The sequence below is a fragment of the Staphylococcus sp. SA22 genome, from assembly GCF_054165785.1.
Map to the genome: position 1 here is coordinate 12,905 of NZ_JBSZQY010000020.1, position 23,296 is coordinate 36,200.

Below are 23,296 nucleotides of genomic sequence, written 5' to 3' on the forward strand. Positions count from 1 at the left end.
CAAGGATGATATTTATTTTATATACATTAGCATTCATTGTTTGCTTACCCACATTATCCTGATTAGTCTTTTTTATAACTCTAGTCTTGAATGTTATATTTACAAAAAATACTAAAACATTTAAAAATAGCACTATTTATTTACTTTGTTCTTTTATAGCATCGTTTATGTTTATTTTCTTGAATTCAGAAAATAGTATGGAGATTATAATTTAATGTAGATATATTTGAAGTATACTTTAGTGTAAATTGCATTGGCGATATTGGTAAAAGAACTGGTTGATTTTATAGTGGAGTTACACTTCATGAATAACAAGAACTAAAACAGTCAATAGGTGTGAATGTTTTCAAAGACGGCTCTGTTGCTACTAAAAAAAGAAGCCTACAATTCAAGAGTTAGACCTTAAAACAAGAAATATTATTCAAGCTCAATGAATTCCCTACCTTATTAGTTTTAACAATATTTATTCTCATAGAGTTTATCCAATTAAATGTAGATGATTCAAGTACTTATAATCATACAAAAGAGCAATAAGAAATTTTCTAATAGAAAATAACCTTACTGCTCCTTTTCAATACTAATCTTTATCTTGTATAAATTTAATTTCAATATACTTAAGATCTATTAATCAGCTAAAAAATGCTCTGCTAAATATTTAGCTGCGCCATCTTCTTCATTCGTATAAGTCGTTACATCTGAAGTTAACGCTTGTATTTCAGGACGTGCATTTTTCATAGCAACTGTATAATGACCAAATTCAAACATTGCCCTATCATTATCACTGTCTCCAATAACCAACGTTTCATCTTGACGAATGCCGAAGTGTTCAATCATTTCTTTAATACCAGTGCCCTTATCAGTTTGATAAGCCATTGTTTCTGCATTAAATCTCGATGAATTTGAAACACTTATATGTAGTTGCACTTGATTTTGCTTCAATTCATCTCTAAATGTCGTGATTTTTTCTAAATTCGAACTGAAAAGATAAATTTTTGAATATTCACCCTCCGGAAAGTCACTTACCCATTTAATCTTGCCTGCAAGTGCATCTTGTCTAGAAGACCATTCACTATGACTCACACCATTAATTGGATCTTGGCTATGAATCATCTCTCTCATCCATGTTTCATCTTCTTTTAAAGCTACTCTATTTCCTTCAAATGGGAATACTTCATAATAAATATGTTGTTGTTTAGCCAAATCAACTATTTGCTTTACCTGTGTTAAAGATAATCCATGTTTAAAAATTGTATGTCCATCTACTTCACCAATGGTTCCATTTGAACTAATGATGCCATTTACCGCAAAATCTTGAGGTACAAGGTGATGTATTTCAGAATGCGAACGTCCTGTTGCTAAAAATACTTTATATCCTTTCTCTCTCAATTGATTAATGACATCTTTCGTATACGTTGATGCTTGATTATTTTCATGTAAAATTGTTCCATCCATGTCCAAAAATATTGCTTTTACGTTATCCATATTGCCCTCCACTGTCCATTTTATCTTAATTAAATTTTGTCATTATTACTTTTTATTTGCAAAATATTTACTCTAACATTGCCATAGAAAATCGATTATTCCATCTTTGAACTGCTACATTTTTCTGGAAAAATCGTGACATGTTTTCAGATGTCAAAATATCATCTATTAACCCTTGTTGTACACTTTCCCCATCTTTTAATAGCAAAATTTTAGTAAAGTTTCCAGTAATTTCTTCAATAAAGTGCGTCACATAAATCATCGCAAGCGTTGGATATGAATCTGACAATGAGTCAAGTATACTTAACAACGATTCTCGTGCAATAAAGTCTAAACCAGCTACTGGCTCATCTAAAATTAAAACCTGGGGTTGCCCTATTAAAGATCGCGCAATCATCACTCGTTGTTTTTCACCTGTAGATAAATAACCGATATATTGTTGCGCTTTAGCAGACATTCCAACTAATTTAAGTAATTGATGTGCTTCATTACGTACCTCATCATCAATATCTTGATAAACACCAATTGATTTAAAAGCACCGCTTATCACCACATCGATTACTCTTTCACCCTCTTGAAACTTTTCCAGTAAACTATGAGATACAAAACCTATATGTTGTCGTACAGTCTCTGCAGAATACCCTACCTTGCCTGGCATTTTACCAAATAGATTAACATCGCCAGTTGTCGCAGGCTCATATGCATTTAATATATTTAATAGCGTTGTCTTACCAGCACCATTTAAACCATATAAAATCCATTTGTCACCTCCATTAATTTGCCAAGAAATATTTTTTAAAATTGTTTTTCCTTGCTTCATTCGCCCAACTTGATCTAATTGAATTAACATGCGAGGTCACCCCTTTATTGCTTCTCCATACTTCTCATAAAATCATATTAACATAACACCCTTAATTGTCAGACTATTTAAATAAATAAACTACTTCATTTTTACGCATTTCTGCCGACTTAAGATGAAGTAAAAGCTAAGTCGACCTAAAAAAGCACCCTTCTAGTCGATTAATCTAAAAGGGTGCCATATACTTTAATTTTAATACATGATTGATTCTAAAAAAGTGAATTATTCTACAGTAACTGATTTAGCAAGGTTACGTGGTTTATCAACATCTAAATCTCTGTGTAATGCTGCATAGTATGAAATTAATTGTAATGTAACAACTGATACTAATGGCGTTAATAATTCATGTACATGAGGAATGACATAAGTGTCGCCTTCTTTTTCAAGACCCTCCATAGAAATAATACATGGGTGTGCTCCACGTGCTACTACCTCTTTAACATTACCACGAATTGATAAATTAACTTTCTCTTGTGTTGCTAAACCTACAACTGGTGTACCTTCTTCGATTAAGGCAATTGTACCGTGTTTAAGTTCTCCACCTGCAAAACCTTCAGCTTGAATGTAAGAGATTTCTTTAAGTTTTAACGCACCTTCTAAACTTACGTTATAGTCAATAGTACGTCCGATAAAGAATGCATTGCGTGTTGTTTCTAAGAAATCTGTAGCAATTTGTTCCATGATTGGTGCATCGTCAACAATCGCTTCAATTGCTGTTGTTACTTTTGCTAATTCTCTCAATAAATCAATATCTGCTTCACGACCGTGCTCTTTTGCAACGATTTGAGACAAGATTGATAATACTGCAATTTGTGCAGTATATGCTTTTGTAGATGCAACTGCGATTTCAGGACCCGCGTGTAATAACAATGTATGGTCTGCTTCACGTGATAAAGTTGAACCTGCAACATTAGTGATTGTTAATGATTTATGACCTAATTTATTAGTTTCAACTAATACGGCACGGCTATCTGCAGTTTCACCTGATTGAGAAATATAAACGAACAATGGTTTTTCAGATAATAATGGCATGTTGTAGACAAACTCTGATGCAACGTGTACTTCAGTTGGTACGCCAGCCCATTTTTCTAAAAATTCTTTACCTACTAAACCTGCATGGTAGCTTGTACCTGCTGCAATAACGTAAATGCGGTCTGCTGCTTTAACATCATTGATGATGTCTTGATCAATTTTCAAGTTACCTTCTGCATCTTGATATTCTTGAATAATACGACGCATTACTGCTGGTTGTTCATGAATTTCTTTTAACATGTAGTGTGCATAAACACCTTTTTCAGCATCTGATGCATCAATTTCAGCAATATATGAATCACGTTCTACAACGTTTCCATCTGCATCTTTAATAATAACTTCATCTTTTTTAACAATAACGATTTCATGGTCATGGATTTCTTTATATTCGCTTGTCACTTGTAACATTGCAAGTGCGTCTGATGCGATAACATTGAAACCTTCACCAACACCTAATAATAATGGTGATTTATTTTTAGCAACATAGATTGTGTCTTTGTCTTCAGCATCTAATAAACCTAATGCATATGAACCATGTAATAATGACACAACTTTTGTAAATGCTTCCTCAGTTGAAAGTCCTTGATTTGAAAAGTATTCAACTAATTGAACGATAACTTCTGTATCTGTTTCTGAAATGAATGATACACCTTGTAAGTATTCACCTTTTAACTCTTCATAGTTTTCAATAACACCGTTATGAACTAGAGTAAAACGGCCATTTGATGATTGATGTGGATGAGAGTTTTCATGATTCGGTACACCGTGTGTTGCCCAACGTGTGTGACCGATTCCAACAGGTCCATCAAAATCGCTACTATCAGCAACTTTACGTAATTCTGCAATACGACCTTTTTCTTTAAATACAGTTGTATTATCATCATTTACTACTGCGATACCTGCAGAGTCATAACCTCTGTATTCTAATTTTTCTAAACCTTTTAATAATAATTCTTTGGCATTATCATAGCCAATATAACCAACAATTCCACACATAACGACATTTTCCTCCATATTGGAATAGTACGCGTAAATTATGATTTATTGCCGATAATTTAGATTGACAATCTGCTTTCATAATATAAATAGGAACATGCTATCATCGCATTCATCCATAACAAATTAAGCATAGTTATTTTTACAACTATACAAATTGCTCACACTGTACTTTCCATATTAATATTTTTTATATTCAATTTCTGGCGATCTTATTAACTTTGTCCATTAAGTCACCCTAATGTTTTACTTAATAAGCTAACGAATGAGCCACATCCGGGATAGCATCCGCCGATCTATTCGATCACTATCCTCCTCGTCTACAAATACATATATTGCACTCTATAAAGGCCACTCATATATTAACCTTTAATCTTCAAATACAAATATTTATTTGCACAGGCGCTTTAACTGTACTGCCGAACTTTCCCCCTTTCCATTAATCATTATTGTACAACGGTGTTGTTTTGTTTTGCAAATATTTTCACAATAAAATTTTAAAAATCCTAAAACAATTTTTTTGTTTTACTTTTTCAAAATATCTATACTGTCACATTGATGACACTTTATTTAATTTTGTCACATTTATTTTGACAAAGTTGATTTTTGTTTATATTGAGTAACAAGTAACGGCTCTATACACTATATATAGTCACATATATTAAAAAAGAGGTGTAAATATGTCACAAACTGAAGAGAAAAAAGGAATTGGTCGTCGTGTTCAAGCATTTGGATCATTCTTAAGTAGTATGATCATGCCAAACATTGGCGCTTTCATCGCTTGGGGTTTTATCGCGGCCATTTTTATAGATAATGGATGGTTACCTAACAAAGATTTAGCTACTTTAGCAGGACCAATGATTACTTATTTAATCCCATTATTGATCGCATTTAGTGGTGGTCGTTTAATTTATGATTTACGTGGTGGTATCATCGCAGCAACAGCAACTATGGGTGTCATCGTTGCATTACCTGATACACCAATGTTACTTGGAGCTATGATTATGGGTCCTTTAGTTGGTTGGTTAATGAAAAAGACTGACCAATTGATCCAACCTAGAACACCACAAGGTTTTGAAATGCTATTTAATAATTTTTCAGCTGGTATTTTAGGATTTATCATGACAATTGCAGGATTTAAAATTTTAGCACCACTTATGAAATTTATCATGCATATTTTATCAGTTGCAGTTGAAGCATTAGTACATGCTCACCTACTTCCACTTGTAAGTATTTTAGTAGAACCTGCAAAAATTGTATTTTTAAACAATGCGATTAACCATGGTGTATTCACACCACTTGGTGCAGATCAAGCTGCAAAAGCTGGTCAATCTATTTTATACACAATTGAATCTAACCCTGGACCAGGTTTAGGTATCTTACTTGCTTATATGATTTTCGGAAAAGGTACTGCAAAAGCAACGTCATATGGTGCTGGAATCATCCACTTCTTCGGTGGTATTCATGAAATTTATTTCCCATATGTATTAATGCGTCCTTTATTATTCATCGCAGTTATTTTAGGTGGTATGACTGGTGTTGCAACTTATCAAGCAACAGGATTTGGATTTAAAAGTCCCGCGTCACCTGGTTCATTTATAGTTTACTGTTTAAATGCACCTAGAGGCGAATTCTTGCACATGTTACTCGGTGTCTTCCTTGCTGCACTTGTATCATTCGTCGTAGCAGCTTTAATTATGAAGTTCACTAAAGAACCTAAACAAGATTTAGAAGCCGCAACTGCTCAAATGGAAACTACTAAAGGTAAAAAATCTAGTGTTGCTTCTAAGTTAGTATCTTCTGATAAAGATGCAAAAGTTGAAGAGAATGTAAATACTGAAGCAAAAACGAATGCGGATGAATCATCTACATTAGAGGATGATCCTGAAGCGCTATTGGATAATTACAACACTGAAGATGTTGATGCACACAATTACAATAATATAAATCATGTTATTTTTGCCTGCGATGCGGGTATGGGTTCTAGTGCAATGGGTGCAAGCATGTTACGTAATAAATTTAAAAAAGCGGGCATTAATGATATTACAGTTACAAATACTGCGATTAATCAATTGCCAAAAGATGCTCAATTAGTTATCACTCAGAAAAAACTAACTGATCGTGCTATTAAACAAACACCAAATGCCATCCATATTTCAGTGGATAATTTCCTTAATTCACCAAGATATGAAGAACTTTTAAATAATCTAAAAAAAGATGATCAAGCATAATAATTAAATAAATTAAAAAATGGAGGATACCGCCATGTTATTGAGTACACGTGAAAAAGAAATGATAGCCCTATTGATTAAGTACCACGGTCAATATATCACTATACACGACATTGCTCAGCAACTTGCGGTGTCCTCTCGTACTATTCACCGTGAATTAAAAGGTGTTGAAGCATATTTAACTTCATTTTCATTAACTTTAGAACGCGCAAACAAAAAAGGTCTACGCATTGCTGGCGCAGATTCTGATTTAAACGATTTGAAGCAATCGATCGCACAACATCAAACCATTGACTTATCTGTTGAAGAGCAGAAAGTAATTATTATATACGCTTTGATACAAGCCAAGGAGCCAGTTAAACAATATAGTTTAGCGCAAGAAATTGGCGTTTCTGTCCAGACTTTAGCAAAGATGTTAGATGATTTAGAGCTCGATTTAAATAAGTACCAACTATCTTTATCTCGAAAGCGTGGCGAAGGTATTTACTTGGTAGGTACTGAATCAAAGAAACGTGAATTTTTAAGTCAATTAATGGTGAATAACTTAAATAGTACTAGCGTTTATTCAGTAATTGAAAATCATTTTGTCTTTCATTCATTAAATCAAATCCACAAAGACTTTGTTGACTTAGAGCGTATTTTTAATGTTGAAAGACTATTAATGGACTACCTAAGTGCCTTACCCTACCAACTTACCGAATCAAGTTATTTAACTTTAACTGTCCATATCGTGCTATCAATTTCACGTATAAAAAATGGAGAGTATGTCGCATTAAACGATGATATTTATGATTCTGTACAAAACACATTTGAACACAAAGTAGCAAGCGAACTTGCTGATAAACTTGGTCAAATATATGACGTCACGTTTAATCAGGCAGAAATTGCTTTCATTACTATCCATTTACGTGGTGCTAAACGAAAAAATCTTAATGATACATCATTAAATAATCGTTGTGAAGAGAACAAAATTAAAGCGTTTGTTAAAAAAGTAGAAATGATTTCAGGTATGACATTTGCAGATTTGGATACTTTAGTCGATGGACTGACGCTACACCTTAATCCTGCAATCAATCGTTTGCAAGCTAATATCGAGACCTATAATCCGTTAACAGACATGATCAAGTTCAAATATCCAAGACTATTTGAAAATGTAAGATTAGCTTTAAATGATTGTTGGCCTGATTTGATTTTTCCAGAGAGTGAAATTGCTTTTATAGTTTTACACTTTGGTGGCTCGATTAAAAACCAAGGTAATCGATTTTTAAACATATTAGTCGTTTGCAGCAGTGGTATGGGAACTAGCCGTCTATTATCAACTCGTCTAGAGCAAGTTTTTAGTGAGATTGAGCGTATTACACAAGCATCAGTCAGCGATTTGAAGTCACTAGATTTAAGTCAATATGATGGCATTATTTCTACTGTGAATTTAGACATCGACTCCCCCTATTTAACGGTAAACCCATTATTACCAGATAGTGATATCAGTTATGTCGCACAGTTTTTAAATACAAAGTCTACGTTCCAAGAGACGCATGATAAATCATCAAACATGATTGATAAGGATGATGTTCATGTTGAAACGAAAGATATTGATGGCAACACATCTTTTGAAAATGAACAAACTTCATACTTAACTTCACTTTTCGAAAAACATTTAAGTGACGAAAAATCAGAACAATTAATGCATCATATGCGTTCGGGTTTAACTTTGCTTGATTCAGTGAAAATAGTTAGTACCGAAGTTAAACAGTGGCAAACATATATCGCAGATTATCTATATCAATGCGATGTAATAAACAATCCAACGTCATTCGCTGAACTACTAGAGCAACGATTGATTGACAATCCAGGATGGATATTAAGTCCATATCCTGTTGCAATACCACACCTAAGAGACAATATGATTAAACACCCTATGATTCTAATCACAGTTTTAGAAGAACCGTTAACATTGCCTAGTATTCAAAATGACAATCAAACAATTAAATATATGATTTCTATGTTTATTCCTGACAATGATTTTATGGCATCACTGGTAAGTGACTTGTCCGAATTTTTAAGTTTGAAATTAGAATCTATTGATACTTTTATGGAAAATCCACAGGAACTTGAAACATTATTAAGAAACAAATTTTTAGAACGAATTAAAAAACAATTTATTTAGGAGTGTACAAAATGAGCGAATTATTTAGTAATGACAATATCTTTTTAAATGTAAATGTTAACAGCCAAAATGAAGCAATTGAAAAAGCAGGTAAAGCCTTAGTTGATAGTGGTGCTGTAACAGATGCTTATATTCAAGCAATGAAAGATCGTGAGCAAGTCGTATCAACATTTATGGGAAATGGCTTGGCAATTCCTCATGGCACAGATGAAGCTAAAACAAATGTGATTCACTCAGGTTTAACATTATTACAAATCCCTGAAGGCGTTGACTGGGATGGCGAAGTAGTTAAAGTTGTCGTGGGAATCGCTGGTAAAGATGGCGAACATTTAGACTTGTTATCTAAAATTGCAATTACATTTAGCGAAGAAGAAAATGTGGATCGTATCGTTCAAGCAAAATCTGCAGAAGAAATTAAACAAGTATTCGAGGAGGCAGATGCATAATGAAAGCAGTTCACTTTGGTGCTGGTAACATAGGTCGTGGTTTCATTGGTTATATTCTTGCAGACAACAATGTTAAAGTAACATTTGCAGACGTCAATGAAGAAATCATTAATGCTTTAGCTACTGATCATCAATACGATGTTATTTTAGCTGATGAGTCTAAAACAACGACACGCGTGAATAATGTTGATGCAATTAATTCAATGCAACCTTCTGAAGCGTTGAAACAAGCAATTTTAGAAGCTGATATTATTACAACAGCTGTTGGTGTTAACATACTACCTATTATTGCTAAATCTTTTGCGCCTTTCTTAAAAGAAAAAACAAACCATGTTAATATTGTTGCTTGTGAGAATGCTATTATGGCAACTGATACATTGAAAAAAGCGGTACTTGATATTACTGGACCTCTTGGTAACAATATTCATTTTGCTAACTCAGCAGTTGATAGAATTGTACCATTACAAAAGAATGAAAATATATTAGACGTTATGGTTGAGCCATTTTACGAATGGGTTGTTGAAAAAGATGCATGGTATGGTCCAGAACTAAATCATATTAAATATGTTGATGATTTAACACCATATATTGAGCGTAAATTATTAACTGTGAATACAGGACATGCATATTTAGCGTATGCTGGTAAATTTGCAGGTAAAGCTACCGTATTAGACGCTGTAAAAGATAGTTCAATTGAAGCTGGCTTACGCCGTGTTTTAGCTGAAACAAGTCAATATATTACTAATGAATTTGATTTTACTGAAGCGGAACAAGCTGGTTATGTTGAAAAAATAATAGACCGTTTCAACAATTCTTATTTATCTGATGAAGTAACACGTGTCGGACGAGGTACGTTACGTAAAATTGGCCCTAAAGATAGAATTATAAAACCATTAACATATCTTTATAATAAAGATTTAGAACGCACTGGTTTATTAAATACAGCTGCATTGTTATTGAAGTATGATGATACAGCAGACCAAGAAACTGTTGAGAAAAATAATTACATTAAAGAACACGGTTTAAAAGCGTTCTTAAGCGAATATGCTAAAGTTGACGATGGCTTAGCCGATGAAATAATTGAAGCGTACAATTCACTTTCATAATTTATTGAGCTTTGTTTGAAACAAGAAGTTTCCAACATTATTCGTTAACAATCAGTAATAATGTAGTAGTTCCGTTGAATTAACAATATTAAATTTCTGAACATAAAAAATACTCCCTTCAACATAAACACTTAACTTGCGTTATGTATGAAAGGAGTATTTTTGCGTTAATAATTTGTTTTATTTTCAAGCCACAGCCACCTATTCAATGGCTATTGGTCATTTCTAAAACAAATTCATATTAACTGTTAGACTTGGTTACTTAGTAAGGAATATTTCCCTATGAAATAACTAGATGTTCACATTCTTGAATAAATTTTATTCTTCAGTTTGTTGGTCTTTCTTAGTGAATCTTCTAATTAAGAATGCCATACCTGCACCTAGAGCTAATTCAGCATATGGTAAATCGTCATTATGTGACATACCAGTATCTGGTAAAGTTTTAGCTTGTTGTTTAGGCTTATTAACTTTTCCTTGTTGGGCTGATGTTACCTTAGCTTGGTGTTTGTCAGTGTTAGTTACTTTAAGCATACCTTGATTAGCACTATTGCTTCCTTTTGAAACTGTTGCTGGAGATGCATTGGCACCGTCGTTTTGCGTAGCTTTATTGTTTACATCTGCAGTTGCACCAATTGATGCTTGATTATCTTTTGTATCTGCTGTTGACATGTCAGCTTTTTGACTATCCTCAGTCGAAGTCGCTTTATCTTTTGCTTCTGACGGTTTAGATATTGATGGTTTATTCGAAACTTCAGTATCAACGTTGCCTTCAGATTTATCTGCTTCGTTAGATGCAACGTTAGTTTCAGACTTAAGTTGTCCAGCACCTGTTTGATTTGTCGTACTTTCTTTTTTATCTTTTGATGTATTAGAAGATACTTTTGGTTCTGTTATGTCTGCTGAAGGCAATGTTTCAGCTGTTGATTCAACCATACTTTGATTTGTTGAATCTCTACCATCTTTTTCTGCCTTAGCTTTATTTTCAGATTTTGGTTGTGCAACCTTGCCATTAGTTGATTGAGATTCAGCACTATTATTTACTTCAGCATTTTGTTTTGAATCATTTACAGATGCATTATCTTTGCTATCAGCAGATGATGCTGCACCTGTGCTCGCATTTGTTGTTGGAGCCGTTGCTGTTGATCCTGTTGGTGCGTTCTCGTTTGTTGCAGTTGTACTATTGTTATTTGTTGTGCTTTCTGCTGGCGTTGCATTATCTGTTTCTGTTGCAGGTTTATCAGTTGTGCCGTTATTAGTTGATTCTACTTCTGGTTTATCAGTTGTACCATTACCCGTTGCCGAATTGTCTGCTGATTCATCTACACTAGAATTGTTATTAGCTGTCGGTTTATTATTTGCATCATCAGTTGCTGTTGTTTCACCTGTTGCCGGATCACTATTATTTGGTGTTGTCGGAGAAGCGTCTGCTTTGCCATTATCTGTTGACTCAGTTACATTAGGTTGTCCAGTATTTTCTGGTGTTGCATTAGCATTTGAATTTGCTGTTGCATCATTATTATCTGAACCACTATTAGTATCATTAGCATTTGGATCATTCTGAGGCACAATCGCTTCAATTGCAGGTATCGTTACATTTTGTAATTCAGCAACTTCTGTATTTGTTTGTGTTTTATCTAATTTATCAGCAAATCTGTCAAAATATCTACCTAAATCTGTACGTGCAATTTCTTTCGCCGATGCATCTGCATCTGCATTTTTAATTATTTCTATTTGCTTGTTAACCACTTCTCTAATTGCTTCCAAAGCATTTTTCTTAACTACTGGATTAATACGTTGTGCTTTAAGTTGTTCAAGCGCACTATTTTTGACAGTAGCGATTTCTGCATTTGTAGTTTGATCAGAAATATCTTCAGTTGCTTTTGATAAAATGTCTTCTAAAGCATTCGTAAACGCTTCTTTTTCTTCAGTTGTAGCATCAGCGTCGACATTTACACCTGCTTCAATCTGGTCTAGTGCAGTTTCTAATTCTTCGATAGCTTTTTGTTTTTCTGTTGAGTCAATTTGAATGTTATCAAATGCCTCAAGTCCTTGAGCTTTCGCTTTTTCAACTTCAGCAGTTGTTGTTGCATCAGTAATACCTTGTTTAGCTTGATCTTTAATTTGTTTAATCATTGCTAATGCTTCAGTTTTTTCTTCAGCAGTTAACTGGTCACTATGATCAATTGATTCTTTCGTATCTTCTGCTTTAGCTTCAATAGCTTGGTTCGCTTTAGGTTTAACAGTAGCATCTACTTGAATAGCATCAATTGCTGCTTTACCTTGTGTTAATGCATCATCAACGTCACCATTATCCACACCATTATTAATGCTTTCTAATGCAGTTTGAACATTTTGGTCAACTTGCTTAATTGCTTGTTGCTTTTCATCTTGTGTTGCATTAGTGTCAGCTGAAATATTATTTTTCTTTTGATCTGCATAAGCATATAAATCTGTTGTAGCTGTTTCTTTTTTACCGGTTGGAATTGTGTAATCGTTAATATTATCTAAGTCAGTATGAATTTGAACTTCAATGTCATCTTTAGAAGTAGCTTGATTTACATTTTGATCCGCTGTTTGTTTTAATTCAGAAAGTTTTTGTTTCGCTTCAGCAATTTCACTTGAAGTCGATGCGTTAGAGTTATCCGCTTCGTTTACTTTAGCATTATATGCATCTGCAATTTTAGCTAAAGCATCTTTTTTGTACTCACTAAATGTTTTAACTGCATTAATTCTTGCTTTTCCTTCTTTAACTGCATTATCAACATAGTCATTAGTTGAAGACTGATCGACATTTGTTTTCGCTTGGTTAAGCTCAGTATCCACTTCTTGCTTTGCATCATTAATTTCCTGTTGTGATGCATTTGGTGTTTGTTCGATTTGTGTTTTTCTATCAGCTGCTGCTTGATCTAATTCTTTTTTACCTGCTGGCTTCTTAACAGGATTTGCATGAAGTTGTTGAACTTTTTGTACCGCTGTGTCTTTAGCAGTAGTTACATCACCTGTTGTATTTGCTGTATTTATATTGTTTAAACCTTCTTCATATGCTGCTCTAACTGGTTCTATATCTTTTCCTTTTTCTTCATTTGTAGTCGTATTATCATTAAGTATTTCAGTTATTTTATTTTGCATTTCAGTTAGCAATTCCGCTCTAGCATTCCTTTTAACATCTGTTGATGCTTGAATTGGGTCAATTGCTTGAATTGCATTATCTTTTGCAGTGTTTACATCATCAATTGACTGTGCATTTTCAATATTTTGATTACCTTGCGTTAATTGTGCGTCTACTTGTTGATTTGCTTGTTCTTTTTCTTCAGTAGTCGCATCTGCAGTTTGTGCAATAAGCGCTTTTTGTTCGTTTGCTTTTGTTGCTAATTCATCTTTCGCAACATCTTTAATTGTTGTATCTGCAGTAATACCTTGAACATCAGCAACTGCTTTATCTTTAATTTGCGTAACATCATTAGTTGTTTGTGCATTTAAAATATCTTGATATGCTTTTTCTTTAGCTTTTAAAACTAAATCTTTTGCTGCATTTTTCTCTTCAGTTGTAGCGTCAGTTGTATTATCAATTGCTTGATTTTGAGTTGTCACAGCTTGATCAACATCATTTTTAGCATTTGATTTAACCGCTGTTGCTGGTTGTGTGCTTTGAATTGAATTCTTTCCAGCGTCTTTCGCCTGATCTACACCATTATCATCAGTTGCAGCTGTAATATTATTTTTCGCGTCTGTAACTGCTGTTGCTAATTGTTGAATTGCAGCTTCTTTTTCTTCATTTGTAGCATTTTGATCATTATTAATAACTGATGTTTGAGCTACTTGTAATTGATCAATCTCATCTTTAGCCGCTTGTTTCTTAACAACTTTTGGTGTTACCGCATTAATCGCTGCTTCTGCATTAGCTTTCGCTTCATCAACATCGGCATTTGTTGTAGCTGCTGCGATGGCTTGAATTGCTTTACCATTTTCAGTATTTGCTTCAGCATCTGCTGCTTGTTTTTCTTCATTTGTTGCATCTGGTGTAGCTTGAATTGCTTGCAATTTGTTATTTAAAATTGTTGTAATTTCATTACGTGCAGTTGCTTTTTTATTAACTGTTGGTGTTACTTGATCAATACTAGTTTCACCAGTTGTTTTCGCTTGGTCTACATCATTTTGACTATTAGCAGCTTCAATGTTGCTATTTGCTTGTGTCACAGCATTATCTACATTGGCATTTGCCGCTGCAATTTCTTCAGCAGTAATGTCTTGCGTTTGAGCGATTACTGTTTTACGTTCATTCGCTTTCGTAGTGATGGCTTGTTTCGCATCATCTTTCGTTGTTGTCGCTGGTTGAATTGCTTCAATTTTAGCAATTTCTGCATTTTTAGCCGCTTCAACTTCTGCATTTGAATGTGCACCATCTATTGCTTCATCAGCTGTTGTTTTTTCAGTTTGAACTTGTTGTTTCGCAGCTGCTTTTTCTTCAGTTGTTGCACCATTATTAGCATCAATTGCTGTCTCTTGTGCCTGTACTTTGTCAGTAATTGCTTGTTTCGCTGTTGGTTTAACATTTGCATCTGGCGTAATTGCAGCTATTGTAGCTTCATTAGTAGTTTTTGCATTATCTACATCAGTATTAGCTGCTGCGTTATCAATATCTGTATTAGCAGTAACTACTGCTTGATCAACTTTGTCTTTCGCTGCTTGTTGTTCTTCAGTAGTCGAATCATTCATTGCTTCAATTGCAGTTTTACGTTCACTTGCTTTTTGAGCGATTTCCGCTTTAGCATCCGATTTCTTAGTTGTTGCCGCTTGTACTTGATTAATTGCAGCAATACCATTGTCTTTAGCTGTTGTTACATCACTGTTTGTATTTGCAGCATCAAGATTTGTTCTTGCTTCTTGCTTTTTAGTATCTAATTCTGTATATGCAGCTTGTTTTTCTTCTGTAGTTGAAGCATTGCTATTTTGAATTTCTTGTTTACGTGTATTATATGCGTTTTCTACTTCCGTATCAGCTGCAGGTTTAACTTTTGCTTGTGTTTGAATTGCATTGATTTTATCTAATACTTTTGATTTTGTATCAGCAACATCCTGTTTTGATTTAACAACTTGGATGTCATGTAAACCTTGCTTTTGAGCTGCGTCTACTGCTGCATCAGCTTCTGCTACTTCTTCATTAGTTGCATTTGAAACTGTAGCATTTTGAGCTTTTCTAGCTGTTGCAGCTTGTTTAACTTCATTATAGGCATCCATTTTTGTTTGAGTAGAGTCAGTAATATTTTCAATTTTTGAGATTTCTTCGTTTTTAACTCTTTCTAAATCTTGTGCAGTCGTTGTCGCTTCAATTGCTTTAACACCAGAAACTTTAGCTGCATTAATACGCCCAATAGCTTCCGCTACTTCTTCATTTGTTGTATCAGGATTTAAAGGTGCTTGATCAATTTGTGCTTGAACAACTTCGTCAAATTCTTCAAGAGCTGCTGCTTTAGCTGTTGTAGCAGGTGCAGTTTGATTAATATCATTGATCGCTTTTGTTTTAATGGCTTCTACTTGTGCATTTGTTGTTGCTGCATCAATATCTTTAATTGCCTTTGTTTCAATTTTACCAATTTTATCATTTGCTACATCTTTTTCATCTTGTAATGATGCATTTGACTTTTTAATTTGTTGTTTACGAGTTGTAACTGCTTGGATAATATCTTGTTTCGCTTGAGGTTTAACTGTTGGTGTAATCACATCTTGTTCTAACACTGCGATACCGTTATCTTTTTCAGTTGTAACACCTTGTGCTGTTGTTTGTTTATTAATTTCTGCGATTGCATTATTTTTATCATTGTTAATTTTAGTCACAAGCGCTGCAACTTCATCTTGCGTAACTTTTTTACTTTGTTGTGCTGCTGTAACCTTTTCTTGAGCTTTAGCATCTAATTCAGCAATTGCTGCTTGATTATCAATTAATGCAGCTTGTAATTTAGTTACTAAACCGTCAATATCCGCTTGAGATGCACGATTTGCAGTTTCAACATGATTCGCATCTTCATTTAAAATAGTGTCTGCTTGTTGTTTAAGTTTATTGTATTCTGCAATTGATGCTGTTGTGTAATGACTATTATCAACTTGTGAGTTTACTTGTTGTTGCAACGCATCTTTGTTCATTTCAACCGCTACTGAAAATGGATCTGCAGTTAGTGTAACTTCTGGTTGCGCATTATTAATTACAACATCTGAAGCAGTACGATATGTTAATTTTTCATTAAAATCAATATTTTTAGGTGTATCGATATTCGCAACATTAACTTTATATGATAATTTTAAAGATTTATCTGGGAATAAAACTTCTTTAGTGTGTGTACCACGTGCCGTTGTCACACCTTGGCTTGTAAATGTAACTTTATTTGCATTTTGATCATAATTAACAGTCATATTTTTCAATACTGTACTGTCTTCATTACCATTAGGGAATGTTGTAGTTAATGAATCATTAACGTAAGTTACACCTTGTGGTAATGTTACTTCATATTTAAATTGATCTGCTTTTAATGAAGCACCAAAGTTACCATTGTTACCGATTTCAGTATTAATTGTAAATTCTTTATTATTTGTTGCTTTCGGTGCTAAATCTCTATTTTTGACATATAAATGTGATCCTGAGAATAGACCTACATTATCAATGAATGAATAGTATTTATAACCATCTTTATTTGTTGTAATTCTTGAAGCATCAGCAACTGCTGTATTGTCAGGAATAAATTGTAAATCTAAACGATCAGCATCTGTTGGTACTTTAAATAAGTGTGCAGTACCAGTCTTAGCTACATTTACAGTTGCTAATTCAGTATTTTTCTTAGCATCTTTAATAACTAAATTTGTTGCACCTTGCTTACTATTCGTTTGCATAGTAGTAAAGTTGATAATTAATTCTGAATCTGGTTTTACATTAACGGTTTTTGAAATACCGTTAAAGTTACCATGATCTGTAGAATCATTTGCATTCACACGACCTAATGCAGCTACATTTCCCCTAGCTTGATAGTTTTGAGGGTTATTCTTATCAAACATATCGCTTCGTCTTAATTCTGAGTTAACGAAACCAATCTTACCGTTGTTAATTAATGAATAACCGTTTACTTTATCTGTAACAGTTACAATTGGATCCTGTCTATTCTCATCTGTTGATATGGCAGGATCATCAAACGTTAATGTTGTATTAATACTGCCTTCACCAGTATTGCTAGCATTTGGATCTTGAGTTTGTGCGTTTGCTGCTACAGGTGCTGCTGGTTGCGCTGCTGCTGGAGCATTCGCTGGCTGTGTTTGATTTGCCGGTGTTGCATTATTATTAGGTGTTGCTTGGTTATTTCCTTGACCTGCTTGGTTTGCCGGTGCTGCTTGATTTCCAGGTTGTGCTTGTGCAGCGTTATTCGGATCAGCTTGATTACCTTGTCCAGCTGGTTGTGTATTTGGTTGTGCTGCTCCTCCTGCTGGATTAGCCTGTCCACCTTGGCTTGCTGGTTGTGCTGCTGGTTGTCCTTGGTTGGCAGGTGTAGCTGGCTGTGCTGTAGGATTAGCTTGAGCACCAGCATTTGCGTTAGGCTGTGTATTGGCATCAGCTGGTTGTGCTGGTTGATTTTGTGCAGGCTGATTTTGCTCTGCTGCAGACGCTGTTGTCGGGTTAGTAGATATAAAAGTAACAGTGGCAATTAAAGCTGAAAAAATACCGACATTAAATTTTCTGATACTAAATTTTTGTTGTCTGAATAAATTCATTAAGTCATCCTCCTGGTTGATTATTCTCGCTGTTAAATGATTTCACTTAATCAACTGTTAAGATAAGTAGTAGCATCTGCGTTAAAAACACAAAGCAACTCTATCTAATTAAAATTAATTTTATCATCATTATATATTGAGTACCAGTGTATTTTATATTACATATTGGTTACTTTGTTTTTATTTTGTTTATATCATTTTACGTTTGTACTATAAATTATTTCTACAAACACAAAAAACCGATGCATACGCATCGGCTTATTTGTAATACAGTATTTATTTATCTAATCCCATTTTATCTTGAACCACATCAGCTATTTGTTGTGCAAATCTTTCAGCATCTTCATCAGTTGCTGCTTCAACCATGACACGAACTAATGGTTCTGTTCCAGAAGGTCTTACTAAAATTCGACCTTCTCCATTCATTTCTACTTCTACTTTAGTCATAACTTCTTTAACGTCAACATTTTCTTCAACACGATATTTATCTGTTACACGTACATTAATTAATGATTGTGGATATTTTTTCATTTGTCCAGCTAATTCACTTAGTGATTTACCAGTCATTTTTATTACAGAAGCTAATTGAATACCAGTTAATAAACCATCACCAGTTGTATTGTAATCCATCATAACGATATGCCCAGATTGTTCTCCACCTAAGTTATAATTACCGCGACGCATTTCTTCTACTACATATCTGTCGCCAACTTTAGTTTTATTAGATTTAATTCCTTCTTGTTCAAGCGCTTTGTAAAAACCTAAATTACTCATAACAGTTGAAACAATCATGTCATTATTCAATTCTTGATTTTTATGCATTTCTTGACCAATAATAAACATAATTTGGTCACCGTCAACGATTTGACCATTCTCATCTACTGCTATAATTCTGTCTCCATCGCCGTCAAATGCTAACCCAAAATCACTTTCAGTTTCAACTACTTTTTCAGCTAATTTTTCAGGATGTGTAGAGCCACATTTCTCATTGATATTATATCCATCAGGACTACATCCAATTGTTTCAGTATCTGCTTCTAAATCACCAAATAAGAATGGCGCTAGTGATGATGTTGAACCATTTGCACCATCTAAAACAATTTTCAAACCTTCAAAGTTAACATCTACTGTTGATTTTAAATAGCTCAAATATTTTTGTGCCCCTTCAAAGTAATCTGAATAATGTACAATATCATTGCCAACTGGTCTTGGTAATTCTGGGTTTTCTTGATCCAATAATGCTTCAATTTCATTTTCTTGTTCATCTGATAGTTTAAAACCATCTGATCCAAAGAATTTAATACCATTATCTGCAACTGGATTATGAGAAGCTGAAATCATTACACCTAACTCTGCACCCATATCGCGTGTTAAATATGCAACACCTGGTGTTGAAATAATACCTAATCGCATCACTTCTGCACCAATTGAAATCAAACCAGCTATTAATGCTGATTCTAACATTTCACCTGAAACTCTAGTATCGCGACCTACAAGTACACGTGGGTGTTTTTCACCTTTATTATGTGCTAGAACATAGCCACCGTATCTTCCTAATTTAAATGCCAATTCAGGTGTTAGTTCTTGGTTTGCGACACCTCTTACTCCGTCTGTACCAAAATATTTTCCCATTGTTTACTCTCCTTTAATTTAGCTATTTATTTTACATTTATATAAGCCTTCGTTTCACTTGGTTGTGCTTTAGTGACATGTTCTGGTAAGTTGATTTTTACAGTCTTTTCAGTTGATTCTGAAATACCATCTAAATCTACTTCTGCATCAACTTCGCTTATATTTTGCAAGTCATCTCGACTACCGAAGATTTCAATTTCTTTATCTTCTAAGTCAATCGAACTTAATTCTTTATCATCTGCTAAACTACCTTTCTGTTTAACATTTACTTTAACCTTTTTGCTAAAAGGCTCTACTTTAACTTGTAAATTCACTTCATTAGGTTGAATCGATACATTTAATTTATTCAGTTTTTTATCAAAAGCCGTTACTTCTGCGACATCTTTTGTGTCACCATTAATCTTTTTATTAGTTTTAAAAGTGGCTTTTAAATAAGCAATATCATTCAATTGTTCTTCTCCACCTGTTACTTTAACTGTTTGTGGTGAAACTTCTTGCTTTGTAATTTTAAAAAGTGGATCAATATCACTCTGACTTACATCAGGTTGAACTGTCATCTTTTTAGTTACTTTGTTTTCAAGCGTAATATTTGCTAATTTAGGTTTTACAGAATAATGAATGTCATCAGCTAACCCTTTAACTTGATACTTCTCTTGATATTTTCCAGCTTTAGCATTTGATAAATCAATCACTACTCTTAAATCTTCTGGATTTTCAATTTTTATTATCTTTGATTGTGGTCCTGAAATAGTCACATTAACTGTTTCAGGCGCTTTTGTTAAATGCAAATCTTTAGTGTTATAAAGAATTTCAACGGGTACATCTTGAATCGTTTTACTAGACTTTTGACCAAGATTACCAGTGTTAAAGATATTTCCAAAAACATTGTTAACAGATAAAAAGAAAAACAATGCCAAAAGAAAGGCAATAAATCTCAAGCCCCATTTACTTTCTAGCATATTATTTCACACCTTTCTTTTGAAAGCGTGTGCCAAACCAATGTTCAGCAAGCAACTCTTCAAAAATTTCGTTTGAAATGTCTCGGCGTAATTTTCCATCAAATGTTACCGAAATATCACCAGTTTCTTCAGATACAATAACGGTAAATGCATCAGATACTTCTGAAATACCAACCGCAGCTCTATGTCTTGTACCCAAACTTTTAGATATCTTAGGACTATCAGACAATGGCAAATAACTTGCTGCTGCTGCAATCTTCGTGCCTTGAATAATCATTGCACCATCATGTAAAGGTGTGTTAGGTATAAAGACATTAATTAAAAGTTCTTGCGAAATATTTGAATCCATTGCAATACCTGTTTCAATATAATCTTGAAGACCTGTTTCTTTTTCAAAGACAATTAATGCACCTATACGTCTTTTAGCCATATATTGCACAGCCTTTGAAACCGATTGAATCAATTTCTCTTCATCTTTACTATACGTATTAGAAGTATAGCGTTTTAAAAAGCTACCTCTACCAAGTTGTTCTAACGCACGTCTAATTTCTGGTTGGAATATTACTATTAAAGCTAATACCCCCCATTGAATAACGATATCGAATAATTTAGATGTTGCAGTCAAGTTCAATATCATACTTATCTGCTGACCAATAACAATTACTAATATCCCTTTAAGTAATTGTATCGCTTTAGTTCCCTTAAAGACCGTGATGAGAAGATAAAGTACATACCAAACTATCAGTAAATCAAGGATACTCGTTACAATTTTTAACGTACTGAGGTTTTGAAAAAAGTTGGAAAAATCCATAACATCTCCTCCGGGTAATATTTTTCCATAATACCCATTATACCAATCATTTACATCACTGTCATACGAACATATATTTAAATAGAAAAAATTTATTTTAAAGATTATAACTACTCTTAATCATTTTAGTGAATTAAAAAAAGTAGTGCAAAAAGCAAAATATACTTTATACACTACAAATCATTTATTTATAATAAAGTTTCACCAAAAAATGTTCCAACTAACGAAACCGCTTGTTCAGCAGTATGATTATTACTGTCAATCAATGGATTTACTTCAACTAAATCCATTGAGGAAATTAAATGTGATTGATGCAGTAATTCCAATGCAAAATGGCTTTCTCTATAACTAAGACCACCCAAAACTCTAGTACCAGTGCCTGGCGTTTCAAGCGGATCTAAAGCATCAACATCTAAAGATAAATGAACGCCATCAACATTGCGTGACTTCAAATATTCTATTGTATTTTCAATTACTTCCTTTATCCCCAATTTATCAATATCTGACATAGTAAATGTTTTAATATTATGATCTTTGATAAATTGTCTTTCACCTTTATCTAAATCTCTCATACCAATTAGTACGATGTTTTCTGGCTTGATTACATTACTATTTAATTCTAAAAGTTCTTTGGGACCTTCACCTGTCAAAATCCTTAAAGGCATACCATGAATATTTCCACTTGGTGACTCTTCAGGTATATTTAAATCACCATGTGCATCATACCAAATAACACCTAAATTATTATAATGTTTACTTATTGCTGATACTGAACCTACCGCAATAGAATGATCTCCACCAAGAACTAGAGGAAATCTGTTATTTTCAATTGATGCTGAAACTTCTTTATTTAATTTTTGATTAACATCTATAATTTCATCATAATTTCTTAATCCTTTTTGTTCACTATGAAATTTTTCAATGTTCACAGCAGGTACCTTAATATCCCCCTTGTCATATACATCAAGGTCTAATTGCTTTAATCTTGAAATTAATCCAGCATATCTAATTGCTGTTGGTCCTAAATCAACACCTAATTTTCTTTGTCCAAATGTTGATGGTGCACCTATAATATCAATTGCTTTTGTCTTTGTCATAAGCGTCCCCCTTTGCTCTATGTAATTAAAGAATAATGTATGCGCTTACCATTATCAAGCAATAGCTACACATATAATCTGTTTATCTTATTACTTCATAAAAAAAGCACTTTCCAAAAATGGAAAGTGCTAGTAGTGAGCCATAGAGGATTCGAACCTCTGACCCTCTGATTAAAAGTCAGATGCTCTACCAACTGAGCTAATGGCTCTAATGGCTGGGCTAGCTGGATTCGAACCAACGAGTGACGGAGTCAAAGTCCGTTGCCTTACCGCTTGGCTATAGCCCAATATATAGATGGTGGAGGGGGGCAGATTCGAACTGCCGAACCCGAAGGAGCGGATTTACAGTCCGCCGCGTTTAGCCACTTCGCTACCCCTCCAGCTTATTCATATAATTTAATAATCAAAATGGTGGAGAATGACGGGTTCGAACCGCCGACCCTCTGCTTGTAAGGCAGATGCTCTCCCAGCTGAGCTAATTCTCCAAAATAATGACTCCTACGGGACTCGAACCCGTGTTACCGCCGTGAAAGGGCGGTGTCTTAACCGCTTGACCAAGGAGCCATGGCTCCACAGGTAGGACTCGAACCTACGACCGATCGGTTAACAGCCGATAGCTCTACCACTGAGCTACTGTGGATTAATATTATGCCTGGCAACGTTCTACTCTAGCGGAACGTAAGTTCGACTACCATCGACGCTAAGGAGCTTAACTTCTGTGTTCGG

12 protein-coding genes and 6 tRNA genes are annotated in these 23,296 nt (G+C 34.1%); 4 read left to right on the forward strand and 14 right to left on the reverse strand.

Annotated elements, in window-relative coordinates; all coding sequences use genetic code 11:
* Positions 1-624: 624 nt before the first annotated feature.
* The 3 genes from ACXQH5_RS12605 to glmS all read right to left on the reverse strand — a co-directional run bounded on the left by ACXQH5_RS12605 (position 625) and on the right by glmS (position 4,369).
* The gene (locus tag ACXQH5_RS12605; protein WP_000370919.1) at positions 625-1,482 is read right to left on the reverse strand and encodes an HAD family hydrolase; all 858 of its coding nucleotides are present in this window, start codon (positions 1,480-1,482) and stop codon (positions 625-627) included.
* A 67-nt stretch (positions 1,483-1,549) separates the two neighbouring features.
* A complete protein-coding gene (locus ACXQH5_RS12610; RefSeq protein ID WP_000908190.1) occupies positions 1,550-2,332 on the reverse strand; it encodes an ABC transporter ATP-binding protein in 783 nt (260 codons plus the stop codon).
* 231 nt (positions 2,333-2,563) lie between these two features.
* Positions 2,564-4,369, reverse strand: a complete 1,806-nt coding sequence (gene glmS, locus ACXQH5_RS12615) for a glutamine--fructose-6-phosphate transaminase (isomerizing) (RefSeq protein WP_000334462.1) — start codon at positions 4,367-4,369, stop codon at positions 2,564-2,566.
* A 680-nt stretch (positions 4,370-5,049) separates the two neighbouring features.
* Between glmS and ACXQH5_RS12620 the strand changes: the two genes are divergently transcribed.
* The 4 genes from ACXQH5_RS12620 to ACXQH5_RS12635 are packed head-to-tail and all read left to right on the forward strand — an operon-like array spanning position 5,050 to position 10,319.
* Complete coding sequence (locus ACXQH5_RS12620) at positions 5,050-6,600, forward strand: PTS mannitol transporter subunit IICB (protein WP_000083804.1); 1,551 nt, start codon at positions 5,050-5,052, stop codon at positions 6,598-6,600.
* 34 nt (positions 6,601-6,634) lie between these two features.
* Positions 6,635-8,767 (forward strand): BglG family transcription antiterminator, encoded by a 2,133-nt coding sequence (locus tag ACXQH5_RS12625; RefSeq protein WP_000927334.1) that lies wholly within the window; start codon positions 6,635-6,637, stop codon positions 8,765-8,767.
* Positions 8,768-8,778: 11 nt separating this feature from the next.
* Complete coding sequence (locus ACXQH5_RS12630; protein ID WP_001292149.1) at positions 8,779-9,213, forward strand: PTS sugar transporter subunit IIA; 435 nt, start codon at positions 8,779-8,781, stop codon at positions 9,211-9,213.
* Complete coding sequence (locus ACXQH5_RS12635; RefSeq protein ID WP_000648734.1) at positions 9,213-10,319, forward strand: mannitol-1-phosphate 5-dehydrogenase; 1,107 nt, start codon at positions 9,213-9,215, stop codon at positions 10,317-10,319. Before ACXQH5_RS12630 ends, ACXQH5_RS12635 begins: the two co-directional genes overlap by 1 nt.
* A 318-nt stretch (positions 10,320-10,637) precedes the next feature.
* On the opposite strand, the gene fmtB is transcribed toward ACXQH5_RS12635, so the two are convergent.
* The 11 genes from fmtB to ACXQH5_RS12690 all read right to left on the reverse strand — a co-directional run bounded on the left by fmtB (position 10,638) and on the right by ACXQH5_RS12690 (position 23,210).
* The gene (gene fmtB / locus ACXQH5_RS12640) at positions 10,638-18,071 is read right to left on the reverse strand and encodes an LPXTG-anchored DUF1542 repeat protein FmtB (protein WP_057504573.1); all 7,434 of its coding nucleotides are present in this window, start codon (positions 18,069-18,071) and stop codon (positions 10,638-10,640) included.
* Positions 18,072-18,347: 276 nt separating this feature from the next.
* Entirely contained in the window at positions 18,348-19,703 is a 1,356-nt protein-coding gene (glmM, locus tag ACXQH5_RS12645) for a phosphoglucosamine mutase (RefSeq protein WP_000521495.1), read from the reverse strand.
* 26 nt (positions 19,704-19,729) lie between these two features.
* Positions 19,730-20,662 carry a CdaR family protein gene (locus ACXQH5_RS12650; protein ID WP_000894026.1) on the reverse strand — a complete coding sequence of 311 codons (933 nt, stop codon included), beginning with the start codon at positions 20,660-20,662 and terminating at the stop codon, positions 19,730-19,732.
* Between the two features lies 1 nt (position 20,663).
* Positions 20,664-21,473 (reverse strand): diadenylate cyclase CdaA, encoded by an 810-nt coding sequence (gene cdaA / locus ACXQH5_RS12655; protein ID WP_000347896.1) that lies wholly within the window; start codon positions 21,471-21,473, stop codon positions 20,664-20,666.
* Between the two features lie 188 nt (positions 21,474-21,661).
* Positions 21,662-22,570: an arginase gene (rocF, locus tag ACXQH5_RS12660; RefSeq protein WP_000167867.1), complete on the reverse strand. Its 909-nt coding sequence runs from the start codon at positions 22,568-22,570 to the stop codon at positions 21,662-21,664.
* A gap of 136 nt (positions 22,571-22,706) precedes the next feature.
* A tRNA-Lys gene (locus ACXQH5_RS12665) sits at positions 22,707-22,779 on the reverse strand.
* A 3-nt stretch (positions 22,780-22,782) separates the two neighbouring features.
* A tRNA-Gln gene (locus tag ACXQH5_RS12670) sits at positions 22,783-22,857 on the reverse strand.
* Positions 22,858-22,866: 9 nt separating this feature from the next.
* Positions 22,867-22,950 (reverse strand) — tRNA-Tyr (locus ACXQH5_RS12675).
* Positions 22,951-22,979: 29 nt separating this feature from the next.
* Positions 22,980-23,055: transfer RNA gene (locus ACXQH5_RS12680), tRNA-Val, on the reverse strand.
* Between the two features lie 7 nt (positions 23,056-23,062).
* Positions 23,063-23,134 (reverse strand) — tRNA-Glu (locus ACXQH5_RS12685).
* Between the two features lies 1 nt (position 23,135).
* Positions 23,136-23,210, reverse strand: a tRNA-Asn gene (locus ACXQH5_RS12690).
* Between the last annotated feature and the right edge of the window lie 86 nt (positions 23,211-23,296).